This window comes from Phytopseudomonas punonensis, from assembly GCF_900142655.1.
Lineage (GTDB): Bacteria > Pseudomonadota > Gammaproteobacteria > Pseudomonadales > Pseudomonadaceae > Aquipseudomonas > Aquipseudomonas punonensis.
Genome location: NZ_FRBQ01000001.1, coordinates 356425 through 378580, shown reverse-complemented (window position 1 = coordinate 378580; position 22156 = coordinate 356425). Strand labels below are relative to the sequence as shown.

19 protein-coding genes and 1 tRNA gene are annotated in these 22156 nt (G+C 59.4%); 19 read left to right on the top strand and 1 reads right to left on the bottom strand.

Annotated elements, in window-relative coordinates:
* Positions 1-31: 31 nt before the first annotated feature.
* The 5 genes from dapB to BUC40_RS01695 all read left to right on the top strand — a co-directional run bounded on the left by dapB (position 32) and on the right by BUC40_RS01695 (position 6447).
* Positions 32-832: a 4-hydroxy-tetrahydrodipicolinate reductase gene (dapB, locus tag BUC40_RS01715; RefSeq protein ID WP_073262000.1), complete on the top strand. Its 801-nt coding sequence runs from the start codon at positions 32-34 to the stop codon at positions 830-832.
* 314 nt (positions 833-1146) lie between these two features.
* The gene (carA, locus tag BUC40_RS01710) at positions 1147-2283 is read left to right on the top strand and encodes a glutamine-hydrolyzing carbamoyl-phosphate synthase small subunit (RefSeq protein WP_073261997.1); all 1137 of its coding nucleotides are present in this window, start codon (positions 1147-1149) and stop codon (positions 2281-2283) included.
* 36 nt (positions 2284-2319) lie between these two features.
* A complete protein-coding gene (gene carB / locus BUC40_RS01705) occupies positions 2320-5541 on the top strand; it encodes a carbamoyl-phosphate synthase large subunit (protein WP_073261995.1) in 3222 nt (1073 codons plus the stop codon).
* A complete protein-coding gene (gene greA / locus BUC40_RS01700; protein ID WP_073261993.1) occupies positions 5538-6014 on the top strand; it encodes a transcription elongation factor GreA in 477 nt (158 codons plus the stop codon). The genes carB and greA overlap by 4 nt, the downstream gene beginning before the upstream one ends.
* The gene (locus BUC40_RS01695) at positions 5992-6447 is read left to right on the top strand and encodes a DUF4149 domain-containing protein (protein WP_073261991.1); all 456 of its coding nucleotides are present in this window, start codon (positions 5992-5994) and stop codon (positions 6445-6447) included. Before greA ends, BUC40_RS01695 begins: the two co-directional genes overlap by 23 nt.
* 9 nt (positions 6448-6456) lie before the next feature.
* Here the strand turns inward: BUC40_RS01695 and yhbY are convergent, their stop codons facing one another.
* Positions 6457-6768, bottom strand: coding sequence for a ribosome assembly RNA-binding protein YhbY (yhbY, locus tag BUC40_RS01690; RefSeq protein ID WP_073261989.1), 312 nt, complete (start codon positions 6766-6768; stop codon positions 6457-6459).
* A 98-nt stretch (positions 6769-6866) separates the two neighbouring features.
* Between yhbY and rlmE the strand changes: the two genes are divergently transcribed.
* The 14 genes from rlmE to pnp all read left to right on the top strand — a co-directional run bounded on the left by rlmE (position 6867) and on the right by pnp (position 22096).
* Positions 6867-7499 (top strand): 23S rRNA (uridine(2552)-2'-O)-methyltransferase RlmE, encoded by a 633-nt coding sequence (gene rlmE / locus BUC40_RS01685; protein ID WP_073261987.1) that lies wholly within the window; start codon positions 6867-6869, stop codon positions 7497-7499.
* 178 nt (positions 7500-7677) lie between these two features.
* Entirely contained in the window at positions 7678-9603 is a 1926-nt protein-coding gene (gene ftsH, locus BUC40_RS01680; protein ID WP_073261985.1) for an ATP-dependent zinc metalloprotease FtsH, read from the top strand.
* 9 nt (positions 9604-9612) lie between these two features.
* A complete protein-coding gene (folP, locus tag BUC40_RS01675; RefSeq protein WP_073261983.1) occupies positions 9613-10464 on the top strand; it encodes a dihydropteroate synthase in 852 nt (283 codons plus the stop codon).
* A 22-nt stretch (positions 10465-10486) separates the two neighbouring features.
* Positions 10487-11824: a phosphoglucosamine mutase gene (gene glmM, locus BUC40_RS01670; protein ID WP_073261981.1), complete on the top strand. Its 1338-nt coding sequence runs from the start codon at positions 10487-10489 to the stop codon at positions 11822-11824.
* 65 nt (positions 11825-11889) lie between these two features.
* Complete coding sequence (gene tpiA, locus BUC40_RS01665; protein WP_073261979.1) at positions 11890-12645, top strand: triose-phosphate isomerase; 756 nt, start codon at positions 11890-11892, stop codon at positions 12643-12645.
* Complete coding sequence (gene secG, locus BUC40_RS01660) at positions 12608-13036, top strand: preprotein translocase subunit SecG (RefSeq protein WP_208605736.1); 429 nt, start codon at positions 12608-12610, stop codon at positions 13034-13036. The genes tpiA and secG overlap by 38 nt, the downstream gene beginning before the upstream one ends.
* A gap of 10 nt (positions 13037-13046) precedes the next feature.
* Positions 13047-13132: transfer RNA gene (locus BUC40_RS01655), tRNA-Leu, on the top strand.
* A gap of 301 nt (positions 13133-13433) precedes the next feature.
* On the top strand, positions 13434-13892 hold the full coding sequence (gene rimP, locus BUC40_RS01650; protein ID WP_073263824.1) for a ribosome maturation factor RimP: 459 nt from the start codon (positions 13434-13436) through the stop codon (positions 13890-13892).
* A 66-nt stretch (positions 13893-13958) separates the two neighbouring features.
* Positions 13959-15440 (top strand): transcription termination factor NusA, encoded by a 1482-nt coding sequence (nusA, locus tag BUC40_RS01645; protein WP_073261975.1) that lies wholly within the window; start codon positions 13959-13961, stop codon positions 15438-15440.
* 26 nt (positions 15441-15466) lie between these two features.
* On the top strand, positions 15467-17953 hold the full coding sequence (infB, locus tag BUC40_RS01640) for a translation initiation factor IF-2 (RefSeq protein ID WP_073261973.1): 2487 nt from the start codon (positions 15467-15469) through the stop codon (positions 17951-17953).
* Between the two features lie 109 nt (positions 17954-18062).
* Entirely contained in the window at positions 18063-18470 is a 408-nt protein-coding gene (rbfA, locus tag BUC40_RS01635; RefSeq protein ID WP_073261971.1) for a 30S ribosome-binding factor RbfA, read from the top strand.
* A gap of 4 nt (positions 18471-18474) precedes the next feature.
* Positions 18475-19392, top strand: coding sequence for a tRNA pseudouridine(55) synthase TruB (gene truB, locus BUC40_RS01630; RefSeq protein ID WP_073261969.1), 918 nt, complete (start codon positions 18475-18477; stop codon positions 19390-19392).
* Between the two features lie 140 nt (positions 19393-19532).
* On the top strand, positions 19533-19802 hold the full coding sequence (rpsO, locus tag BUC40_RS01625) for a 30S ribosomal protein S15 (protein WP_042554902.1): 270 nt from the start codon (positions 19533-19535) through the stop codon (positions 19800-19802).
* A 188-nt stretch (positions 19803-19990) separates the two neighbouring features.
* The gene (gene pnp / locus BUC40_RS01620) at positions 19991-22096 is read left to right on the top strand and encodes a polyribonucleotide nucleotidyltransferase (RefSeq protein WP_073261967.1); all 2106 of its coding nucleotides are present in this window, start codon (positions 19991-19993) and stop codon (positions 22094-22096) included.
* Positions 22097-22156 lie beyond the last annotated feature (60 nt).

Here is a 22156-nt window from a genome sequence, read left to right as displayed (position 1 = left end):
TGCCTGCCGTTTTTGCTTTGGAGTTATGCATATGCGTATTGCAGTCACGGGCGCCGCGGGGCGCATGGGCAAGAATCTGATCGAAGCGATTCATCAGGCTGACGGCACGACTCTCGGTGCCGCGCTGGCGCGCCCGGAAAGCACGCTGATCGGCGCCGACGCCGGTGAGCTCGCTGGGGTTGGCAAGCTGGGCGTAGCGCTGGGCGGCAATATCGAAAGCGCGCTCGATCAATTCGACGTGCTGATCGACTTCACCCATCCATCGGTGACGCTCGAAAACCTGCAGATATGCCGTCGCGCCGGCAAGGCCATGGTGATCGGCACCACCGGCTTCAGTGCTGCCGAGAAGCAGCTGCTGGTCGAGGCTGGCAAAGAAATTCCGATCGTCTTCGCCGCCAACTTCAGTGTGGGTGTCAATCTGTGCTTGAAGCTGCTCGATACCGCCGCGCGCGTATTGGGTGACGATGTGGATATCGAAGTGCTCGAAGCTCATCACCGGCACAAGGTCGATGCGCCGTCGGGCACTGCGCTACGCATGGGCGAAGTGGTGGCCAATGCGCTGGGGCGTGATCTGGAAAAGGTCGCGGTCTACGGCCGCGAAGGCCAAACCGGTGCGCGTGCTCGGGAAACCATTGGCTTCGCCACTGTGCGCGCAGGCGATGTTGTAGGCGATCACACCGTGCTGTTCGCCGCCGATGGTGAGCGCGTGGAAATCACCCACAAGGCGTCCAGCCGCATGACCTTTGCCAAAGGCGCCGTTCGGGCTGCTTCCTGGCTGCGCGAGCGCCCGGCCGGTCTGTATGACATGCAGGATGTGTTGGGTCTGAAGTAAAGCTGAGGCCGGGGCGTTCGCTGGCGCTCCCGGCATTTTTCGGTACGTGCCTGACTGCTTCCATGCGCTATTTTCGATGCGTCGGGCTGTCTTGTAAGGCGCGCTGATGGGCTTTGATCGATCAATGTCGCTTCAATTTCAGATTTTTGCCCTCACATGCCTTTCGAAAAACAGGCTTTTCCTGTAAGCTTTTCGCTTTAGTGTGTCCACTAAAAGTTGCGCAGAATGAATCAATCAAAAAAGCGGGATGACCTTCACACGTCATCCCGCTTTTTTACAATCTGCGTTTGCTCCACGATCTACGGGAGGTCTTCTTGAGTAAGCCAGCCATACTCGCCCTTGCTGACGGCAGCATTTTTCGCGGCGAGGCCATCGGGGCCGACGGCCAAACTGTCGGGGAGGTGGTGTTCAACACCGCCATGACCGGCTATCAGGAAATTCTTACCGATCCGTCTTATGCCCAGCAGATCGTTACCCTGACCTATCCACATATCGGCAACACCGGTACCACGCCGGAAGATGCCGAGTCGGATCGCGTTTGGGCTGCGGGCCTGATCATTCGTGATCTGCCGCTGATTGCCAGCAACTGGCGTAACAAGCAGTCGCTGCCTGATTACCTCAAGGAAAACGGCACCGTCGCCATCGCCGGTATCGATACTCGTCGCCTGACGCGCATTCTGCGCGAGAAAGGCTCGCAGAACGGCTGCATCCTGGTTGGCGCCGACGCCACCGAGGAAAAAGCCCTCGAGTTGGCGCGCGGCTTCCCAGGCCTGAAGGGCATGGATCTGGCCAAAGTGGTGAGCTGCTCCGAGCCTTACGAGTGGCGCTCCAGTGTGTGGAATCTGAAAGACGACAGCCACCCGGAAATCGCCGCTAGCGAGCTGCCTTATCACGTCGTTGCCTACGACTATGGCGTCAAGCTGAACATCCTGCGCATGCTGGTCGAGCGTGGCTGCCGCCTGACCGTAGTTCCGGCGCAAACCCCGGCCAGCGACGTGCTGGCGCTCAACCCCGACGGCGTGTTCCTGTCCAACGGCCCTGGCGACCCCGAACCGTGCGATTACGCCATTGCCGCGATCAAGGACGTTCTGGAGACCGACATCCCGGTATTTGGCATCTGCCTTGGTCACCAACTGCTGGCTCTGGCCTCCGGCGCCAAGACCCTGAAAATGGGCCATGGCCACCACGGTGCCAACCACCCGGTGCAGGACCTGGATACCGGCGTGGTGATGATCACCAGCCAGAACCACGGTTTTGCCGTGGACGAGAACAGCCTGCCGAGCAATCTGCGGCCGATCCACAAGTCGCTGTTCGACGGCACCCTGCAGGGCATCGAGCGTACCGACAAGGACGCCTTCAGCTTCCAGGGCCACCCCGAAGCCAGCCCGGGCCCGAATGATGTCGCCCCGCTGTTCGACCGCTTCATCGAAGCCATGGCCAAGCGCCGCTAAGCCCGCTGACTGACCTACGGATTCGAGAGAGATAAAATGCCAAAACGTACAGACATCAAAAGTATCCTGATCCTCGGCGCCGGCCCCATCGTCATCGGCCAGGCGTGCGAGTTCGACTATTCCGGTGCCCAGGCCTGCAAGGCCCTGCGTGAGGAAGGTTTCCGCGTCATCCTGGTGAACTCCAACCCAGCGACCATCATGACCGACCCGGCCATGGCCGACGCTACCTACATCGAGCCGATCAAGTGGGCCACCGTGGCCAAGATCATCGAGAAGGAGCGCCCGGACGCGCTGCTGCCGACCATGGGTGGCCAGACTGCGCTGAACTGTGCGCTGGATCTGGAGCGCCACGGCATTCTGGAGAAATTCGGAGTCGAAATGATCGGTGCCAATGCCGACACCATCGACAAGGCCGAAGACCGCTCGCGCTTCGACAAGGCGATGAAAGATATCGGCCTGGCCTGCCCGGTATCGGGTATCGCCCACAGCATGGAAGAAGCCTACGGCGTGCTCGAGAAGGTTGGCTTCCCGTGCATCATCCGTCCGAGCTTCACTATGGGTGGCACCGGTGGTGGCATCGCCTACAACCGTGAAGAGTTCGAAGAAATCTGCACCCGTGGTCTGGATTTGTCGCCGACCAGCGAGCTGCTGATCGACGAATCGCTGATCGGCTGGAAGGAATACGAGATGGAGGTGGTCCGCGACAAGAAGGACAACTGCATCATCGTTTGCGCCATCGAAAATTTCGACCCGATGGGCGTGCACACCGGTGACTCGATCACCGTCGCACCGGCTCAGACCCTGACCGACAAGGAATACCAGATCCTGCGTAACGCCTCCCTGGCGGTGCTGCGTGAGATCGGCGTGGAAACCGGCGGTTCTAACGTGCAGTTCGGCATCTGCCCGAATACCGGTCGCATGGTCGTCATCGAGATGAACCCGCGCGTATCGCGTTCCTCGGCGCTGGCTTCCAAAGCCACCGGCTTCCCGATCGCCAAGATTGCCGCCAAGCTGGCCGTTGGTTACACCCTCGACGAACTGAGCAACGACATCACCGGTGGTCGCACCCCGGCCTCGTTCGAGCCGGCGATCGACTACGTGGTGACCAAGATCCCGCGTTTCGCCTTCGAGAAATTCCCTAAGGCCGATGCTCGCCTGACCACCCAGATGAAGTCCGTCGGTGAAGTCATGGCCATCGGCCGTACATTTCAGGAATCCCTGCAGAAAGCCCTGCGCGGTCTGGAAGTTGGCGTGGCTGGCTTCGATCCGAAGCTGGATCCGGCCGACCCTGAAGTGGAAAGCACTCTCAAGCGCGAGCTGATCGTGCCGGGCGCTGATCGTATCTGGTACGTGGGCGATGCTTTCCGTGCCGGTAAGACGGTCGAGGAAGTGTTCGCGCTTACCAACATTGATGAGTGGTTCTTGGTGCAGATCGAAGATCTGATCAAGGACGAGCAGCGCGTCCAGACCCTGGGTCTTGCCAGTATTGACCGCGACCTGATGTTCAGCCTCAAGCGCAAAGGCTTCTCCGATGCACGCCTGGCCACACTGCTGGGTGTCACTGAGAAGAACCTGCGCAGCCATCGCCACAAGCTGAAGGTGCTGCCAGTCTACAAGCGCGTCGACACCTGCGCCGCCGAGTTCGCCACCGATACCGCTTACATGTACTCGACCTACGAGGAAGAGTGCGAGGCCAATCCGAGCAGCCGTGACAAGATCATGATTCTTGGTGGTGGCCCGAACCGCATCGGACAGGGCATCGAGTTCGACTACTGCTGCGTACACGCCGCACTGGCCATGCGTGAAGACGGGTACGAGACCATCATGGTCAACTGCAACCCGGAAACCGTCTCCACCGACTACGATACCTCCGATCGCCTGTACTTCGAACCGGTGACCCTGGAGGACGTGCTGGAAATCGTCCGCGTCGAGCAGCCCAAGGGCGTAATCGTCCAGTACGGTGGCCAGACGCCGCTGAAGCTGTGCCGCGCCCTGGAAGAGGCTGGCGTGCCGATCATCGGTACCAGCCCGGACGCCATTGATCGCGCCGAAGACCGTGAGCGTTTCCAGCAGATGGTGCAGCGCCTCGGCCTGCGTCAGCCTGCCAACGCCACCGCGCGCAGCGAAGAAGAAGCGCTGACATTATCGAAGAGCATCGGTTATCCGATGGTAGTGCGCCCGTCCTATGTACTGGGCGGCCGCGCGATGGAAATCGTCTACCAGGAAGAAGAGCTCAAGCGCTACATGCGCGAAGCGGTGAAGGTCTCCAACGACAGCCCGGTACTGCTCGACCGCTTCCTCAATTGCGCCATCGAAGTCGATATCGATGCGGTGAGCGACGGCGAAGTCGTGGTGATTGGCGCGATTATGCAGCACATCGAACAGGCTGGCGTGCACTCCGGTGACTCCGCCTGTTCGCTGCCGCCGTACTCGCTGCCAGCGCACATCCAGGACGAGATCCGCGACCAGGTCAAGAAGATGGCTCTGGAGCTCGGTGTGGTCGGTCTGATGAACGTGCAGATGGCCGTGCAGGGCGAGGACATCTACGTCATCGAGGTCAACCCGCGTGCCTCTCGTACCGTGCCGTTCGTGTCCAAGTGCATCGGCGAGTCGCTGGCCAAAGTCGCTGCCCGCGTGATGGCTGGCAAGACGTTGACCGAGCTTGGCTTCACCAAGGAAATCATTCCGCCGTTCTTCAGCGTCAAGGAAGCGGTGTTCCCGTTCAACAAGTTCCCCGGTGTTGACCCAATCCTCGGCCCAGAGATGAAGTCCACCGGTGAAGTGATGGGCGTGGGCGACACTTTCGGCGAAGCCTTCGCCAAGGCGCAGATGGGGGCCAGCGAGATCCTGCCGAACGCCGGCGTTGCCTTCATCAGTGTGCGCGAAGACGACAAGCCGGAAGCCATCCAGGTCGCTCGCGATCTGGTCGTGCTGGGCTTCGAAGTGGTTGCCACTGCCGGCACTGCCAAAGTGATCGAGGCTGCTGGCCTGCCAGTGCGCCGCGTGAACAAGGTAACCGAGGGTCGTCCGCACGTGGTCGACATGATCAAGAATGACGAAGTCACGCTGATCATCAACACCACTGAAGGCCGTCAGTCCATCGCTGACTCTTACTCCATTCGTCGTAACGCTCTGCAGCACAAGATCTACTGCACCACCACCATCGCGGCGGGGCAGGCGGTCTGTGAGGCGCTCAAGTTTGGTCCCGAGAAGACCGTGCGCCGTCTGCAGGATCTGCATGCAGGAATTCAGGCATGAACAAGTACCCCATGACCGTCGAGGGCGCGCGCGCCCTCGAAGAAGAGCTGGCCCACCTGACCAAGGTGGTTCGGCCCAAGCTCAGCCAGGACATCGGCGAAGCGCGCGAGCTCGGTGACCTGAAAGAGAACGCCGAATACCATGCTGCCCGCGAGCAGCAGGGTATGGTGGAAGCGCGTGTTCGTGATATCGAGGGGCGCCTGCAGAATGCGGTGGTCATCGATGTCACCACTATCGCCCATACCGGCAAGGTGATTTTCGGCACCACGGTAGAAATCGCCAACGTCGAGACTGATGAAAGCGTTTCCTACCGGATCGTTGGTGAAGACGAAGCAGACATCAAGCAGGGCAAGATTTCCGTCGGTTCCCCCATCGCCCGTGCCCTGATCGGCAAGGAAGAGGGTGACGTGGTGGCGGTCAATACCCCCAGCGGTCTGATCGAGTACGAGATTGTCGAAGTTCGCCACATCTGAGCCGGCTGCTACGCGTGATGGCGTAGAGAATGCCTGGGTGCTGCTGCAAACCCTTTGGGTGGGCGGCATCTGGGTATTGCACTTTCTTGTGCTGCCGGGGCTGTCGCAAGTTGGGCTGGCGTCGCTTTTGATAGAAGAGATTGCGCGTACGCTGGTGCCGCAGATGGTCGGCGTGACGTTGGTCGCCGCTTTATTGCAGGCCCTTTTGCTGGTCAGGCAGTGCGCCTGGTCGGCGCTATGGACGCGGCGCAGTGGGCAATTGCTGCTCGCTGTGCTGGCTGTCTCGCTAGCCTTCTTGATTTCGCTCGCCCTTTGGCCGCACGCAATGCGTTGGCAGCTGTTCAGCTACTTGCTGTTGGCGTTCTTCGGCTTTTTGCTGGCACTGCAGCCGGTGCCTCGCAAGCGCGTGGCAGCCGACCCGCAGGTCGGCTGAGCACCTGAATCAGCCTTGGTGGCGGCTGATGTTGGACAGGTTGCGGTTGGCCTTGGGGTTCTTGCGGTACAGCAGCGCCATCTTGCCGATGATCTGTGCCAGTTCGGCATTGCTGGCCTTGCACAGTTCATCGATAACCGCCAGGCGGTCTTCACGTTCGGTGATGCGAACTTGAATCTTGATCAGTTCGTGGTCGTTCAGCGCGCGTTCGAGCTCGGCCAGTACGCCCTCGGTAACACCGTTGTCGGCAACGATCAATACCGGTTTCAGGTGGTGGCCGATAGATTTGAACTGTTTCTTCTGCTCTTGAGTGAGCGGCATAATCTGAACCCTGCGTCTTAATCTGGGGAAAGCGGGCTATTTTAACCGAGCTGCCCGAAACCCGCCCAGTTATTCATTCTGTTCTGTTGAGGTGTTGTGTGGCCCGTTCCAAGACCAGCCAGCGTTGGCTGAAAGAGCATTTCGACGATCCGTACGTCAAAATGGCGCAACGGGACGGCTACCGTTCACGTGCCAGTTACAAGCTTTTGGAGGTGCAGGAAAAGGATCGCATCCTGCGTCCCGGCATCACCGTGGTCGACCTGGGCGCTGCGCCCGGCGGCTGGTCGCAGGTCACCAGCCGCGTGATTGGCGACAAGGGGCGTTTGATCGCCTCGGACATTCTGGAAATGGACAGTATTCCGGACGTCACCTTCATTCAGGGCGATTTCACCGATGATGAGGTGTTCGCGCGCATTCTCGACGCCATCGACAATCATCCGGTCGACCTTGTGATTTCCGATATGGCCCCCAATATGAGTGGGGTCAGGGAGTCTGATCAGCCGCGCGCCATGTACCTGTGCGAGTTGGCGCTGGATCTGGCGACCCGGGTATTGCGGCCGGGTGGTGATTTCCTGATCAAGATTTTCCAGGGCGAGGGCTTCGACGAGTACCACAAGCAGGTTCGCGGTCTGTTCGAAAAGGTACAGATGCGCAAGCCGTTGTCGTCTCGCGGTCGTTCTCGCGAGCAATATTTGCTGGCTCGAGGTTTCAAAGGGCAGCGGGTGGAATAAAACCAATGGCGTGGTTGTCAGTCCAAGCCAAGACGCGCATCGTAACGGGCAGATGTCTCATAAAGGGTTACAGACGGTGTCAGCCATGAGCGAGCGTTTGTAGTAAGTTAGATCGGTTTATAACTGGTCGTCATGCGAAGCACGCTTCGGCAAGGGGCCTGCTTCAGAGGGTAGCTAATTGAACGACATGGCAAAGAATCTGATCCTGTGGCTGATCATCGCCGCCGTCCTGGTTACGGTGATGAACAACTTCTCCAGCCCGAGTGAGACCAACAAGCTCAATTACTCGGAGTTCATCCAGCAGGTTCAGAGTGGCGGCGTTAAACGCGTCACCGTCGATGGCTATACCATCAGCGGCCTGCGCTCCGACGGCACGTCGTTCGAGACCGTGCGCCCGGCGATCCAGGACAACGGCCTGATCAAGGATCTGATGGACAACAATGTCGAGATCGTTGGCAAGCAGCCTGAGCAGCAGAGCATCTGGACTCAGTTGCTGGTCGCCAGCTTCCCGATTCTGGTGATCATCGCCGTCTTCATGTTCTTCATGCGGCAGATGCAAGGCGGCGCCGGTGGCAAGGGCGGGCCGATGAGTTTCGGCAAGTCCAAGGCGCGGCTGCTCTCCGAAGATCAGGTCAAGACTACCTTCGCTGATGTTGCCGGTTGCGACGAAGCGAAAGAAGAAGTCAGCGAGCTGGTCGAGTTTCTGCGTGACCCGGGCAAGTTCCAGCGCCTCGGCGGCCGTATTCCTCGCGGCGTGCTGATGGTCGGCTCTCCGGGTACCGGTAAGACCCTGCTCGCCAAAGCCGTTGCCGGCGAAGCCAAGGTGCCGTTCTTCACCATTTCCGGTTCCGACTTCGTCGAAATGTTCGTCGGTGTCGGTGCCTCCCGTGTGCGCGACATGTTCGAGCAGGCGAAGAAGCATGCACCGTGCATCATCTTCATCGATGAAATCGACGCCGTTGGCCGCCACCGTGGTGCCGGCATGGGCGGCGGTCATGACGAGCGTGAGCAGACCCTCAACCAGTTGCTGGTCGAGATGGATGGCTTCGAGATGAACGATGGCATCATCGTCATCGCTGCCACCAACCGCCCGGATGTGCTCGATCAGGCGCTGCTGCGTCCTGGCCGTTTCGATCGTCAGGTAGTCGTTGGTTTGCCGGACATCCGCGGTCGCGAGCAGATCCTCAATGTGCATATGCGCAAGATTCCGATGGGCGAGGACGTCAAGGCGTCGGTGATCGCTCGTGGTACACCTGGCTTCTCCGGTGCCGACCTGGCCAACCTGGTCAACGAAGCATCGCTGTTCGCTGCTCGTGCCGGTAAGCGCCTGGTGGAGATGAAGGAATTCGAGCTGGCCAAAGACAAGATCATGATGGGCGCCGAGCGCAAGACCATGGTCATGTCCGACAAGGAAAAGTTAAACACCGCTTATCACGAAGCAGGCCATGCCATCGTTGGTCGCTTGGTTCCCGAGCATGATCCGGTTTACAAGGTCACCATCATCCCGCGCGGTCGCGCCCTAGGGGTGACCATGTTCCTGCCCGAGGAAGACCGCTACAGCCTCAGTAAGCGTGCGTTGACCAGTCAGATCTGCTCGCTGTATGGCGGCCGTATTGCCGAAGAAATGACCCTTGGCTTCGATGGCGTCACCACTGGTGCTTCGAACGACATCATGCGAGCCAGCCAGATCGCTCGTAACATGGTCACCAAATGGGGCCTGTCCGAGAAGCTGGGCCCGCTGCTATACGCAGAGGATGATGATCAGCCGTTCCTGCGTGGCGGTGGCGGCTCCTCTGGTGCCAGCGTTTCCGGTGAGACGGCCAAGCTGATCGACTCCGAAGTGCGCGCCATCATCGATGGCTGTTACAACACCGCCAAGCAGATTCTGACCGACAACCGCGACAAGCTCGATGCGATGGCTGAAGCCTTGATGAAGTTCGAGACCATCGATCTCGATCAGATTAACGACATCATGAGTGGCCTTCCGGCGCGTGAGCCGAAGGACTGGACTGGCGGTGGCAATGATGCTGGCACGCCGTCTGCCAAGTCCGATGAGGCAGATCGCCCCGAGAAACCGATCGGCGGCCCTGCTGCCGAGGTATAAAACCGTCACATGTCTCTAGTGCAAACAAACAACCGGCTGCCTTGTGGCAGCCGGTTTCTTGATTTAAGCCATCCGCAAGTGATGGGTATCCTTAACGTTACCCCCGACTCCTTTTCCGATGGTGGCCGGTTCGCAATGCGCGATGCGGCGCTGCGCCATGCCGAGGGCATGGTGTGTGTTGGGGCGACGCTGATCGATATCGGCGGCGAGTCGACTCGGCCAGGGGCGGCGCCAGTTTCTGTCGAGCAGGAACTGGAGCGCGTTGCGCCCATGGTAGAGGCGGTCGCGGCCGAGCTGGACGTGATCATCTCGGTGGATACCTCGACCCCCGAGGTGATGCGCGAGTCGGCCAGGCTGGGCGCCGGGCTGATCAACGATGTGCGCTCGCTGCAGCGTGAAGGTGCGCTTCAGGCAGCCGCAGAGAGCGGATTGCCGGTGTGTCTGATGCATATGCGTGGCGAGCCGACGACCATGCAGCGGAGCCCGCAATACAATGACGTGCTCGATGCCGTGGCTGACTTTCTGCGTGAGCGCCTGGCGGTTTGTGCCGCTGCGGGCATTCCTGCAGAGCGCATCGTGCTCGATCCGGGTTTTGGTTTTGCCAAGACCCTGGAGCACAACCTCAGTCTGTTCCGGCGCATGCCTGCGCTGCAGGCTTTCGGTCTGCCGCTGCTGGTCGGCGTTTCGCGCAAGAGTATGATTGGCGCCGTGTTGGGTCGCGAAGTCGACGGGCGCCTGTATGGCAGCCTGGCTTTGGCGGCTCTGGCGGTCGCCAAAGGCGCGAATATTCTGCGTGTTCACGATGTGGCGGAAACCGTCGATGTGGTGCGTATGGTCGCCGCAGTTGAAGCAGCGCAGTAAATCAGAAAAGGGAGTTGTCGTTTTGAGTCGCAAGTATTTTGGCACCGACGGTATTCGTGGGCGCGTTGGTCATTATCCGATCACCCCTGATTTCATGCTCAAGCTCGGCTGGGCGGCTGGCATGGCCTTTCGCAAGCAGGGTAAATGCCGAATTCTGATCGGCAAGGACACGCGCATCTCCGGCTATATGTTTGAGTCTGCATTGGAGGCTGGCCTTTCCGCTGCTGGTGCTGACGTCATGTTGCTCGGCCCGATGCCGACGCCGGCGATCGCCTATCTGACGCGCACCTTTCATGCAGAGGCAGGCATTGTTATCAGTGCCTCACACAATCCGCACCATGACAACGGCATTAAGTTCTTCTCCGGGCAGGGCACCAAGCTGCCAGACGAAGTCGAGTTGATGATCGAAGAGTTGCTTGATGCGCCGATGACCGTGGTCGAGTCCGAGCAGCTCGGCAAGGTCTCTCGGATCAACGACGCAGCCGGTCGCTATATCGAGTTCTGCAAGAGCAGCGTACCGACTAGTACCGACTTCTCTGGCCTGAAGATCGTGCTCGACTGTGCTCACGGTGCAGCCTACAAGGTCGCTCCGGCGGTATTTCAGGAGCTGGGTGCTGAGGTGTCTGTGCTGTCGGCCCAGCCCAACGGACTGAACATTAATGCCGATTGTGGTTCGACCCATATCGAGAACCTGCAGGCCGAAGTAGCGGCGCGCCACGCCGATCTGGGTATCGCCTTCGATGGCGATGCCGATCGGGTGCTTATGGTCGACCATACTGGTGCAGTAGTGGATGGTGATGAGTTGCTGTTCATTATTGCCCGGGACCTGCAAGCCCGCGGCAAGCTGCAGGGTGGTGTGGTCGGCACGCTGATGAGCAATCTGGGTCTCGAGCTTGCCCTCAAGGAGCTGGACATTCCTTTCGTGCGTGCCAATGTCGGTGACCGCTATGTGATTGCCGAGCTGCTTGAGCGTGGCTGGCAGGTGGGGGGCGAAAACTCTGGGCATTTGGTGTGCTTCCAGCATGTCACCACCGGCGACGCCATTGTTGCCGCGTTGCAGGTGCTGCTCGCCATTCGCCGTCGTGGGCAAAGCCTTGCCGAGGCACGCCAGGGGTTGCGCAAATGTCCGCAAGTGCTGGTCAATGTGCGCTTCGCTGGTGGCGTCGACCCGCTCAAACATCCAGATGTTCAGGCAGCCAGCGATAGTGTGACCGAGCGTATGGCAGGCCGCGGGCGCGTGCTATTGCGCAAGTCCGGCACCGAGCCGCTGGTACGTGTCATGGTTGAAGGTGAGGACGAAGCGCAGGTTCGTGCTTATGCCAATGAATTGGCTGAAGTTGTCTCTCGCGTCTGTGCTTGATTCGGCTTGCCAGCCCAGCAGCTGTTGGGTAACATCTGCGCCCTCTTTGACCAACGAGGTAAAGCATGCGCCGCCCAATGGTTGCTGGTAACTGGAAAATGCACGGTACCCGCGCCAGTGTCGCAGAGCTGATCGGTGGTCTGAATCAGCAGGCGCTGCCTGCTGAGGTCGATGTTGCTGTATTCCCTGTTAGCGTTCATCTCGGTCAGGTTGTTGAAGGGCTGAGTGGTGGCGTTGTTTCGGTAGGTGCGCAAGATTGCGCGGTCGAGCCGGGGCAGGGTGCGTTGACCGGAGAAGTGTCGGGCGAGCAATTGCGCGACGTTGGTTGCAAGCTTGTGTTGATTGGCCATTCCGAGCGTCGCCTGATTCTGGGTGATAGCGAAGAGCAAGTCGTGCGCAAGTTTGTGGCTGCTCAGGTCGCAGGGCTGGTTCCCGTGTTGTGCGTTGGGGAAACCCTCGAGCAGCGGGAGGCGGGCGAGACGCTTGCGGTGGTTGCGCGTCAGCTTGATAGCGTGATCGAGGCGTTGGGTGTTGCGGCGCTTTCTGATGCTGTGGTGGCGTATGAGCCGGTCTGGGCCATTGGTACCGGGCTGACTGCAACTCCCGGGCAGGCTCAGGATGTGCATGCGGCAATCCGTGCACGCGTTGCTGTCAAAGATGCAAATGTAGCAGGTGCTTTGAGAATTCTTTATGGCGGCAGCGTCAAGGCCGTCAATGCTGCCGAGCTTTTCGGTATGCCTGATATCGATGGGGGGCTTGTGGGTGGAGCCTCTCTGAATGCGGATGAGTTCGGTGCGATTTGTCGCGCTGCAGGAAACTAAGAATATGCTGGAAACAGTCGTTGTAGTTCTTCATCTGCTGGGTGCGATCGGTGTGGTTGTGCTGGTTCTGCTGCAGCAGGGTAAAGGCGCCGATGCAGGTGCTTCGTTTGGTGCTGGTGCTTCGAATACCGTCTTTGGTAGTCAAGGAACCACTACCTTTCTGAGTCGTCTTACTGCTATACTGGCTGCCGCTTTTTTCATTACCAGCTTGGGGTTAGGCTACTTTGCTAATCAAAAGTCTGATAAGCTTGGTCAGGCTGGTCTGCCAGATCCGGCAGTAATGGAAGTGCCGCAGGGTAACAAGCCTGCAGAAGATGTACCGGTGCTTGAGCAACAACAAGCGCCAGCTTCGAGCGAGCAAGATGTACCTCAGGCGCCCGAAGAGAAGTAAGCGTCAAATTGCCGAGGTGGTGGAATTGGTAGACACGCTACCTTGAGGTGGTAGTGGCCATAGGCTGTAGGGGTTCGAGTCCCCTTCTCGGTACCAATTGAACAGAAGAGCTCGCTGAATGCGAGCTTTTCTGTTTCTGGGGGTTGGTTGACCCGATAGCGGGTTAGGCCGTATAATCCGCTCCCAGTTTTGAAGCGGGATTGGGTAGTCCGGTAGCTCGTCGGGCTTGTGGCCCGAAGTGTTTTTGGTTAGCTCCAGTTCTCGTGATCGGTTAGCAATAGAGCCCCTTTCAAGGGGCTTTTTGCTAGCTGGAAGACAGTTTTGCCGTCGCACGGACGGTTTTATGGATGGGCGTTTCGCCCATTTTTCATTTGCACAGCATGCGCGAGGGGTTCAGGTGTCGAGCAAGCTAGAACAGTTGCAGGCCTTGGTGGCCCCGGTCGTCGAGGCGCTTGGTTACGAGTGCTGGGGTATCGAGTTCCTGTCTCAGGGGCGGCATTCCTTGCTGCGTATCTACATTGATCATGCCAATGGCATCCTCATCGATGATTGCGAAAAGGTCAGCCGCCAGATCAGTGGTGTTCTCGATGTTGAGGACCCCATCGCGGCGGAATACACCCTCGAGGTGTCGTCGCCGGGTATGGATCGGCCGCTGTTCACATTGACGCAGTTCGCCAGTCACGCCGGCGAGCAGGTAAAAATCAAGTTGCGCTCGCCGTTCGAAGGGCGCCGCAACTTCCAGGGTCTGCTCCGCGGTGTGGAGGAGGAGGACGTGGTGGTGCAGGTGGATGACCACGAGTTCCTTTTGCCGATCGATCTGATCGACAAGGCCAATATTATCCCCCGGTTTGATTGAGACACGGATCCCGCGGGATTCGCGGAATGCGTGGATCCCAATGGATTGCGAAAGGCGAGGCGTACGATGAGCAAAGAAGTACTGCTGGTTGTTGAGTCGGTATCCAATGAAAAGGGTGTGCCGGCCGCTGTTATTTTCGAGGCGCTCGAACTGGCTCTGGCCACGGCGACCAAGAAACGTTTTGAAGATGAAGTCGAGCTGCGCGTGGCGATCAATCGCCAGACCGGCAGCTATGAGACTTTCCGTTGCTGGACTGTGGTCGAAGAAGAAGACTTCGATGACCCGGCTCACCAGGTGACGACCGACATGCCGCGTGCTGTCGAGGCGAACGCCAAGGTCGGTGATGTGCTCGAAGAAAAGGTCGAGTCCATCGAGTTCGGCCGTATCGCCGCGCAGACCGCCAAGCAGGTCATCGTGCAGAAAGTGCGCGAGGCCGAGCGTGCCCAGGTCGTTGAAGCCTACCGCGAGCGTCTGGGCGAGATCATCGCCGGCACCGTGAAAAAGGTTACCCGTGACAATGTAATCGTCGATCTGGGTGCCAACGCTGAAGCGTTGCTGGCTCGCGAAGACATTATCCCGCGTGAGACTTTCCGTGTGGGTGTGCGCTTGCGTGCACTGCTCAAGGAAATCCGCACCGAGAACCGCGGCCCGCAGCTGATCCTGTCGCGTACCGCGCCGGAAATGCTGATCGAGCTGTTCCGCATCGAAGTGCCGGAAATTGCCGAAGGCCTCATCGAGGTCAAGGCAGCTTCTCGTGATCCTGGCTCGCGGGCCAAGATCGCGGTGCGTTCCAAGGACAAGCGTATCGACCCGCAGGGTGCCTGCATCGGTATGCGTGGCTCGCGCGTTCAGGCGGTTTCCGGCGAACTGGTCGGCGAGCGTGTGGACATCGTGCTGTGGGACGACAACCCGGCCCAGTTCGTCATCAACGCCATGTCGCCGGCCGAAGTCGCGGCGATCATCGTTGACGAAGACGCCCACGCCATGGACATCGCCGTTGGCGAGGACAACCTGGCCCAGGCGATCGGTCGCGGCGGCCAGAACGTTCGCCTGGCGAGCCAGCTGACTGGCTGGACGCTGAACGTGATGACCGAAGCGGACATCCAGGCCAAGCAGCAAGCTGAGACTGGCGACATCCTGCAGGGCTTCATCGACGAGCTGGAAGTCGACGAAGAGCTGGCGCAGGTGCTGGTTGAAGAGGGCTTTACCAGCCTGGAAGAAATCGCTTACGTGCCGATGGAAGAGATGCTCAGCATTGATGGTTTCGACGAAGAAATCGTCAATGAGCTGCGCTCGCGAGCGAAGGATCGTTTGCTGACTAAAGCCATCGCCACAGAAGAAAAGCTGGCAGACGCCCAGCCGGCCGAAGACCTCCTCGAAGTTGAGGGTATGGACAAAGGCCTGGCGCAGGAACTGGCAGTGCGCGGTGTGGTTACCCGCGAAGACCTGGCCGAGCAGTCGATTGACGACCTGCTCGACATCGACGGCATCGACCAAGAGCGTGCCGGCAAGCTGATCATGGCCGCCCGAGCCCATTGGTTCGAGTAAGTTTTACGGCCTGAGGAGAGAAGTGCATGACGCAAGTCACGGTGAAAGAACTGGCCCAAGTGGTCGACACACCGGTAGAGCGCCTGCTGCAGCAGATGCGAGAGGCGGGTTTGCCGCACAGCAGTGCCGAGCAAGTTGTCACCGACAATGAGAAGCAGGCCCTGCTTGCTCATCTGAAAAGCAGCCACGGCGAGAAGAAAGCCGAAGCGCCGCGCAAGATTACCTTGCAGCGCAAGACCACCAGCACCCTGCGGGTCGCTGGAAGCAAGACCATCAGCGTTGAAGTGCGCAAGAAGAAGACCTTCGTCGAGCGCAGCAATGAAGAGATTGAAGCCGAGAAGCAGCGTGGGCTCGAAGAGCAGCGCGCCGCTGCGGATGCTGCTCGTCTGAAGGCTGAAGAGGAAGCCAAGCGTAAGGCCGAAGAAGAGGCCAAGCGCCAGACTTCTTCGCCTGCTGCAGCTACTCCGGTTGAAGCCGCACCTGCTCCGGTCAGCATTCCTATTGCTGCACCTGCCGCCGATGATCGTAAGAAAGACGAGCCGCGTCGCCCAGACAAAGCCCGTAATGATGACGCTGATCGCCGTGGTGGTGACCGCAAGACGACTCAGCATCGCCCGACCGTCAAGGAAAAGGCGCCTGCTCCGCGTGTTGCTCCGCGTACTACCGACGAAGAAAGCGATGGCTTCCGTCGTGGCGGTCGTGGCAAGGCCAAGCTGAAGAAGCGCAACGCCCACGGTTTCCAGAGCCCAACCGGCCCTATCGTGCGCGAAGTGAAAATCGGCGAGACCATCACTGTTGGCGATCTCGCTCAGCAGATGTCGGTCAAGGCTGCTGAGATCATCAAGTTCATGTTCAAGCTGGGCACTCCAGCCACCATCAACCAGGTACTGGATCAGGAAACTGCCCAGCTGGTCGCTGAAGAGCTGGGCCACAAGGTGACCCTGGTCAGTGACACTGCCCTGGAAGATTCCCTGGCCGAGTCGCTGAAGTTCGAAGGTGAAGAGTTCTCCCGTGCGCCGGTCGTGACCGTCATGGGCCACGTTGACCACGGTAAGACCTCGCTGCTCGACTACATTCGTCGTGCCAAGGTTGCTTCCGGTGAGGCGGGTGGTATCACTCAGCACATCGGTGCGTACCACGTGGAAACCGAACGCGGCATGGTGACCTTCCTCGACACCCCGGGCCACGCTGCGTTTACCGCTATGCGTGCCCGTGGTGCCAAGGCCACCGACATCGTGATCCTGGTGGTTGCGGCGGACGACGGCGTGATGCCGCAGACCATCGAAGCGGTTCAGCACGCTGTTGCTGCTGGCGTGGCGCTGGTTGTTGCAGTGAACAAGATCGACAAGCCAGGTGCTGACCTTGATCGCATCCGTAGCGAACTGTCGGTGCATGGCGTGACGTCGGAAGAGTGGGGCGGTGATACGCCGTTCGTACCTGTTTCGGCCAAGGTCGGTACCGGTGTTGACGAATTGCTCGAAGCCGTTCTGCTGCAGGCCGAAGTTCTGGAACTCAAGGCAACCCCGTCGGCCCCAGGCCGTGGTGTGGTGGTCGAGTCCCGTCTGGACAAGGGCCGTGGTCCGGTCGCTACCGTGCTGGTTCAGGACGGTACGTTGCGTCAGGGCGACATGGTGCTGGTCGGTTCGAACTATGGCCGCATCCGCGCCATGCTCGACGAGAACGGCAAGCCAATCAAGGAAGCTGGTCCGGCGATCCCGGTCGAGATCCTCGGTCTCGACGGTACACCGGAAGCCGGTGATGACATGACTGTCGTCGCCGACGAGAAGAAAGCGCGTGAAGTTGCGCTGTTCCGTCAAGGCAAGTTCCGCGAAGTGAAGCTGGCGCGTGCTCACGCAGGCAAGCTGGAAAACATCTTCGAGAACATGGGTCAGGAAGAGAAGAAGACGCTCAACATCGTCCTCAAATCCGACGTCCGTGGTTCCCTGGAAGCACTGCAAGGCTCGCTTGGTGGCCTGGGTAACGACGAAGTGCAAGTGCGCGTCGTCGGTGGCGGTGTCGGTGGTATCACCGAGTCCGATGCCAACCTGGCGCTGGCTTCCAATGCTGTGCTGTTCGGCTTCAACGTTCGTGCCGATGCTGGTGCGCGCAAGATCGTCGAGGCCGAAGGCCTGGACATGCGCTACTACAACGTCATCTACGACATCATCGAGGACGTCAAGAAGGCGCTCACCGGTATGCTCGGCAGCGATGTTCGCGAGAACATCCTTGGTATCGCCGAAGTCCGCGACGTGTTCCGTTCGCCGAAGTTTGGCGCGGTCGCCGGTTGTATGGTGGTCGAGGGTACTGTTTACCGTAACCGTCCGATCCGCGTACTGCGCGACGACGTGGTGATCTTCGAAGGCGAGCTGGAGTCTTTGCGTCGCTTCAAGGACGATATGGCCGAAGTGCGTAATGGCATGGAGTGCGGTATCGCGGTGAAGAGCTACAACGACGTCAAGGTCGGCGACAAGATCGAAGTGTTCGAGAAAGTCCAGGTGGCTCGCAGCCTGTAATCGCGAGTCGCAACACGCAACGCCCGGCCCCGCTTTTGCGCGGCCGGGCGTTTGCCGCTTTTGAGTCCGGTGCTTTTGCTGGCATCGAGACGAGTGGAAGGTAGCAAAGATGGCCAAAGACTATAGCCGTGCCCAGCGCATCGGCGACCAGATTCAACGCGAGTTGGCTCAGCTGATTCGCACCGAAGTCAAAGACCCGCGCCTGGGTGGGCTGGTGACCGTTACGGCGGTCGATGTCAGTCGTGACGCCAGCCACGCCAAAGTGTTCGTCACCATCATGGGGGCCGAGCCGGAAGAGGGCGTTGATCCTATCGTGCAAAGCCTCAAGGTGCTCAACGATGCCAGTGGTTTTCTGCGTATGCAGCTGGGCAAGGCGATGAAGCTGCGCAGCGTGCCGAACCTACGTTTTCACTACGATGAGAGCGTGATTCGCGGTGCTCAGCTGTCGGCGCTCATCGAGCGTGCGGTAACCGAGGACAGCAAGCACGGCGAGAGCGATACCGAGGCCAAGGAGTAAGTACGTGGCTCAGGTAAAGCGTATTCGTCGCAAGGTCGACGGCATCATCCTGCTCGATAAGCCCAAGGGCTTCAGCTCCAACGCCGCACTGCAGAAGGTGCGCTGGTTGCTCAATGCTGAAAAGGCTGGGCACACCGGCAGCCTCGACCCCTTGGCAACTGGCGTGTTGCCGCTGTGCTTCGGTGAGGCGACCAAGTTCTCCCAGTACCTGCTCGATGCTGACAAAGGTTACGAGACGGTCATGCAGCTTGGTGTCACCACCACCACGGCCGATGCCGAGGGCGAAGTGCTCGAGCGGTGTGAAGTCAACGTTGCGGCTGGTGACATCGAAGCGCTGCTGTCGCGTTTTCGTGGCGACATCAGCCAGATTCCGCCCATGTACTCTGCTCTCAAACGCGACGGTCAGCCGCTGTACAAGCTGGCGCGCGCAGGAGAAGTAGTGGAGCGCGAGGCGCGTTCTGTTACTATTGCGCGCCTGGAACTACTGAGCTGCGCCGCCGACAAGGCGAGCCTCGCGGTAGATTGCAGCAAAGGCACCTATATTCGTACGCTGGTCGAGGATATTGGTCACCTTCTGGGTTGTGGCGCGCATGTCGCCGAACTGCGTCGGGTCAAGGCCGGACCGTTCGGCTTGCTGCAGACCGTTACCCTGGAAGAGCTGGAGCAAGTGCACGCCGATGGCGGCAACGAAGCGGTAGATCGCTTCCTGCATCCGGTAGATAGCGGGCTTGAACACTGGCCGCTGCTGAGCTTTTCGGAGCACAGCTCGTTCTATTGGTTGCAAGGGCAGCCCGTCCGCGCTGCGGATGCGCCGAAGTTTGGCATGGTGCGAGTACAAGATCACAACGGTCGCTTCATCGGTATCGGTGAAGTGAGCGAAGACGGGCGCATTGCGCCGCGTCGCCTTATTCGGTCTGCATGACCGTGGCGAGTCGCTCCGGCGGCTCGTATCGAGGGTGGCTGTCAATAGGCACGGTCATACCTCCTTTTAAAACACGGGAAGCGATTCCCGGCCTATTGAGACTGTCGCACGCGACAATCTCCAGATGAGAGGATGCCCACATGGCACTCAGCGTTGAAGAAAAAGCTCAGATCGTTAACGACTATAAGCAAGCCGAAGGCGACACCGGTAGCCCGGAAGTTCAGGTTGCTCTGCTGTCCGCTAACATCAACAAGCTGCAAGGCCACTTCAAGGCCAACGGCAAAGACCACCACTCGCGTCGTGGCCTGATCCGTATGGTTAACCAGCGTCGTAAGCTGCTGGACTACCTGAAGGGTAAAGACACCAGCCGTTACAGCGCCCTGATCGGTCGCCTGGGTCTGCGTCGCTAAGCAATGCTTATGCGCCGTTGACTGCAAAAGCTGGAAGTGGGCTCGCCCTGCTTCCAGCTTTTGCGTTTATGCTTCACCCGTTTTAACGCTTCACCCGCTTGGACAGCGCCGGGCCGACTCCCGAAGCCACTGCCCACGAATTCGCAAGAAACCGTTTCCCCTAAGGCAACAGAGAGAAGGAAAACACCGTGAACCCGGTAATCAAGAAATTTCAATTCGGTCAGTCGACCGTAACCCTCGAGACTGGTCGTATCGCCCGTCAAGCCTCCGGTGCCGTGCTGGTCACCGTCGACAATGATGTTAGCGTGCTGGTTGCCGTTACCGGCGCCAAGACTGCCGACCCGAGCAAGGGCTTCTTCCCCCTGTCGGTCCACTACCAGGAAAAAACCTACGCAGCGGGCAAGATCCCAGGTGGCTTCTTCAAGCGTGAAGCGCGCCCGAGCGAGAAAGAAACCCTGACCTCGCGTCTGATCGATCGCCCGATCCGCCCGCTGTTCCCGGAAGGTTTCCAGAACGAAGTGCAGGTCATCTGCACCGTGGTTTCCACCAGCAAGAAGACTGATCCGGACATCGCTGCGATGATCGGTACCTCGGCTGCTCTGGCTATCTCCGGCATCCCGTTCAACGGCCCGATCGGCGCCGCCCGCGTAGCCTTCCACCCGGAAACCGGCTACCTGCTGAACCCGACTTACGAACAGCTCAAAGCTTCCAGCCTGGACATGGTCGTGGCCGGTACCAAAGACGCCGTACTGATGGTCGAATCGGAAGCCAAAGAGCTGACCGAAGACCAGATGCTGGGCGCCGTACTGTTCGCTCATGACGAATTCCAGGCCGTTATCCAGGCTGTTACCGAGCTGGCAGCCGAAGCTGCCAAACCGACGTGGGACTGGCAGCCAAAAGCGGAAAATACCGCTCTGCTGTCGGCTATCCGTAGCGAGTTCGGCGACGCGATCTCCCAGGCTTACACCATCACCATCAAGCAGGATCGTTACGCGCGCCTTGGCGAGCTGAAAGATCAGGTGGTTGCCAAGTTCTCCGGTGAAGAAGGTCAGCCTTCCGCTGGTGAAGTCAAAGAAGCCTTCGGCGAAATCGAATACCGCACCGTGCGCGAGAACATCGTCAACGGCAAACCGCGTATCGATGGCCGTGACACCCGTACCGTACGTGGCCTGAACATCGAAGTCGGTGTTCTGGACAAGACCCACGGTTCGGCGCTGTTCACCCGTGGCGAAACCCAGGCGCTGGTTGTTGCCACCCTCGGTACCGCTCGTGACGCACAGCTGCTCGACACCCTTGAAGGCGAGCGCAAAGACCCCTTCATGCTGCACTACAACTTCCCGCCTTACTCGGTCGGCGAGTGTGGTCGCATGGGCGCCACTGGCCGTCGCGAAATCGGTCACGGCCGTCTGGCGCGTCGTTCGGTTCAGGCGATGTTGCCGGCCGCTGACGTGTTCCCGTACACCATCCGTGTGGTATCGGAAATCACCGAGTCCAACGGTTCGTCTTCGATGGCTTCCGTTTGCGGCGCTTCCCTGGCCCTGATGGACGCTGGTGTACCGATGAAGGCACCGGTTGCCGGTATCGCCATGGGGCTGGTTAAAGAAGGCGAGAAGTTCGCCGTTCTGACCGACATCCTCGGCGACGAAGATCATCTGGGCGACATGGACTTCAAAGTAGCTGGTACTGCCAATGGCGTCACTGCGCTGCAGATGGACATCAAGATCCAGGGCATCACCGAAGAAATCATGGAAATCGCTCTGGGCCAAGCCCTCGAAGCGCGCCTGAATATCCTCGGCCAGATGAATCAGGTCATCGCTCAATCGCGTAGCGAACTGTCGGAAAATGCTCCGACCATGATCGCCATGAAGATCGATCAGGACAAGATTCGCGACGTCATCGGTAAAGGCGGAGCCACCATTCGCGCTATCTGTGAAGAGACCAAAGCGTCGATCGATATCGAAGACGACGGCTCGATCAAGATATTCGGCGAAACCAAGGATGCTGCAGAAGCGGCGCGTCAGCGCGTTCTGGGTATCACCGCGGAAGCCGAGATCGGCAAGATCTACGTCGGTAAGGTTGAGCGCATCGTCGACTTCGGCGCATTCGTCAACATCCTGCCGGGCAAAGACGGTCTGGTGCACATCTCCATGCTCAGCGATGCGCGCGTAGAGAAAGTCACCGACATCTTGAAAGAAGGCGAGGAAGTCGAAGTGCTGGTACTGGACGTCGACAACCGCGGCCGTATCAAGCTGTCCATCAAGGACGTTGCCGCTGCCAAAGCTTCGGGTGTCTGATCCGGGCTAACGCCGCTGCTACACGAAAGCCAGTCAGGGTGACCTGACTGGCTTTTTTAT

Excerpts from the sequence above, each read along its gene's own strand:
- tpiA (WP_073261979.1), top strand. The coding sequence starts at position 11,890 with ATGCGCCGCCCAATGGTTGCTGGTAACTGGAAAATGCACGGTACCCGC.
- nusA (WP_073261975.1), top strand. The coding sequence starts at position 13,959 with ATGAGCAAAGAAGTACTGCTGGTTGTTGAGTCGGTATCCAATGAAAAG.
- carB (WP_073261995.1), top strand. The coding sequence starts at position 2,320 with ATGCCAAAACGTACAGACATCAAAAGTATCCTGATCCTCGGCGCCGGC.
- rbfA (WP_073261971.1), top strand. The coding sequence starts at position 18,063 with ATGGCCAAAGACTATAGCCGTGCCCAGCGCATCGGCGACCAGATTCAA.
- greA (WP_073261993.1), top strand. The coding sequence starts at position 5,538 with ATGAACAAGTACCCCATGACCGTCGAGGGCGCGCGCGCCCTCGAAGAA.
- rpsO (WP_042554902.1), top strand. The coding sequence starts at position 19,533 with ATGGCACTCAGCGTTGAAGAAAAAGCTCAGATCGTTAACGACTATAAG.
- dapB (WP_073262000.1), top strand. The coding sequence starts at position 32 with ATGCGTATTGCAGTCACGGGCGCCGCGGGGCGCATGGGCAAGAATCTG.
- secG (WP_208605736.1), top strand. The coding sequence starts at position 12,608 with ATGAGTTCGGTGCGATTTGTCGCGCTGCAGGAAACTAAGAATATGCTG.
- yhbY (WP_073261989.1), bottom strand. The coding sequence starts at position 6,768 with ATGCCGCTCACTCAAGAGCAGAAGAAACAGTTCAAATCTATCGGCCAC.
- folP (WP_073261983.1), top strand. The coding sequence starts at position 9,613 with ATGTCTCTAGTGCAAACAAACAACCGGCTGCCTTGTGGCAGCCGGTTT.
- infB (WP_073261973.1), top strand. The coding sequence starts at position 15,467 with ATGACGCAAGTCACGGTGAAAGAACTGGCCCAAGTGGTCGACACACCG.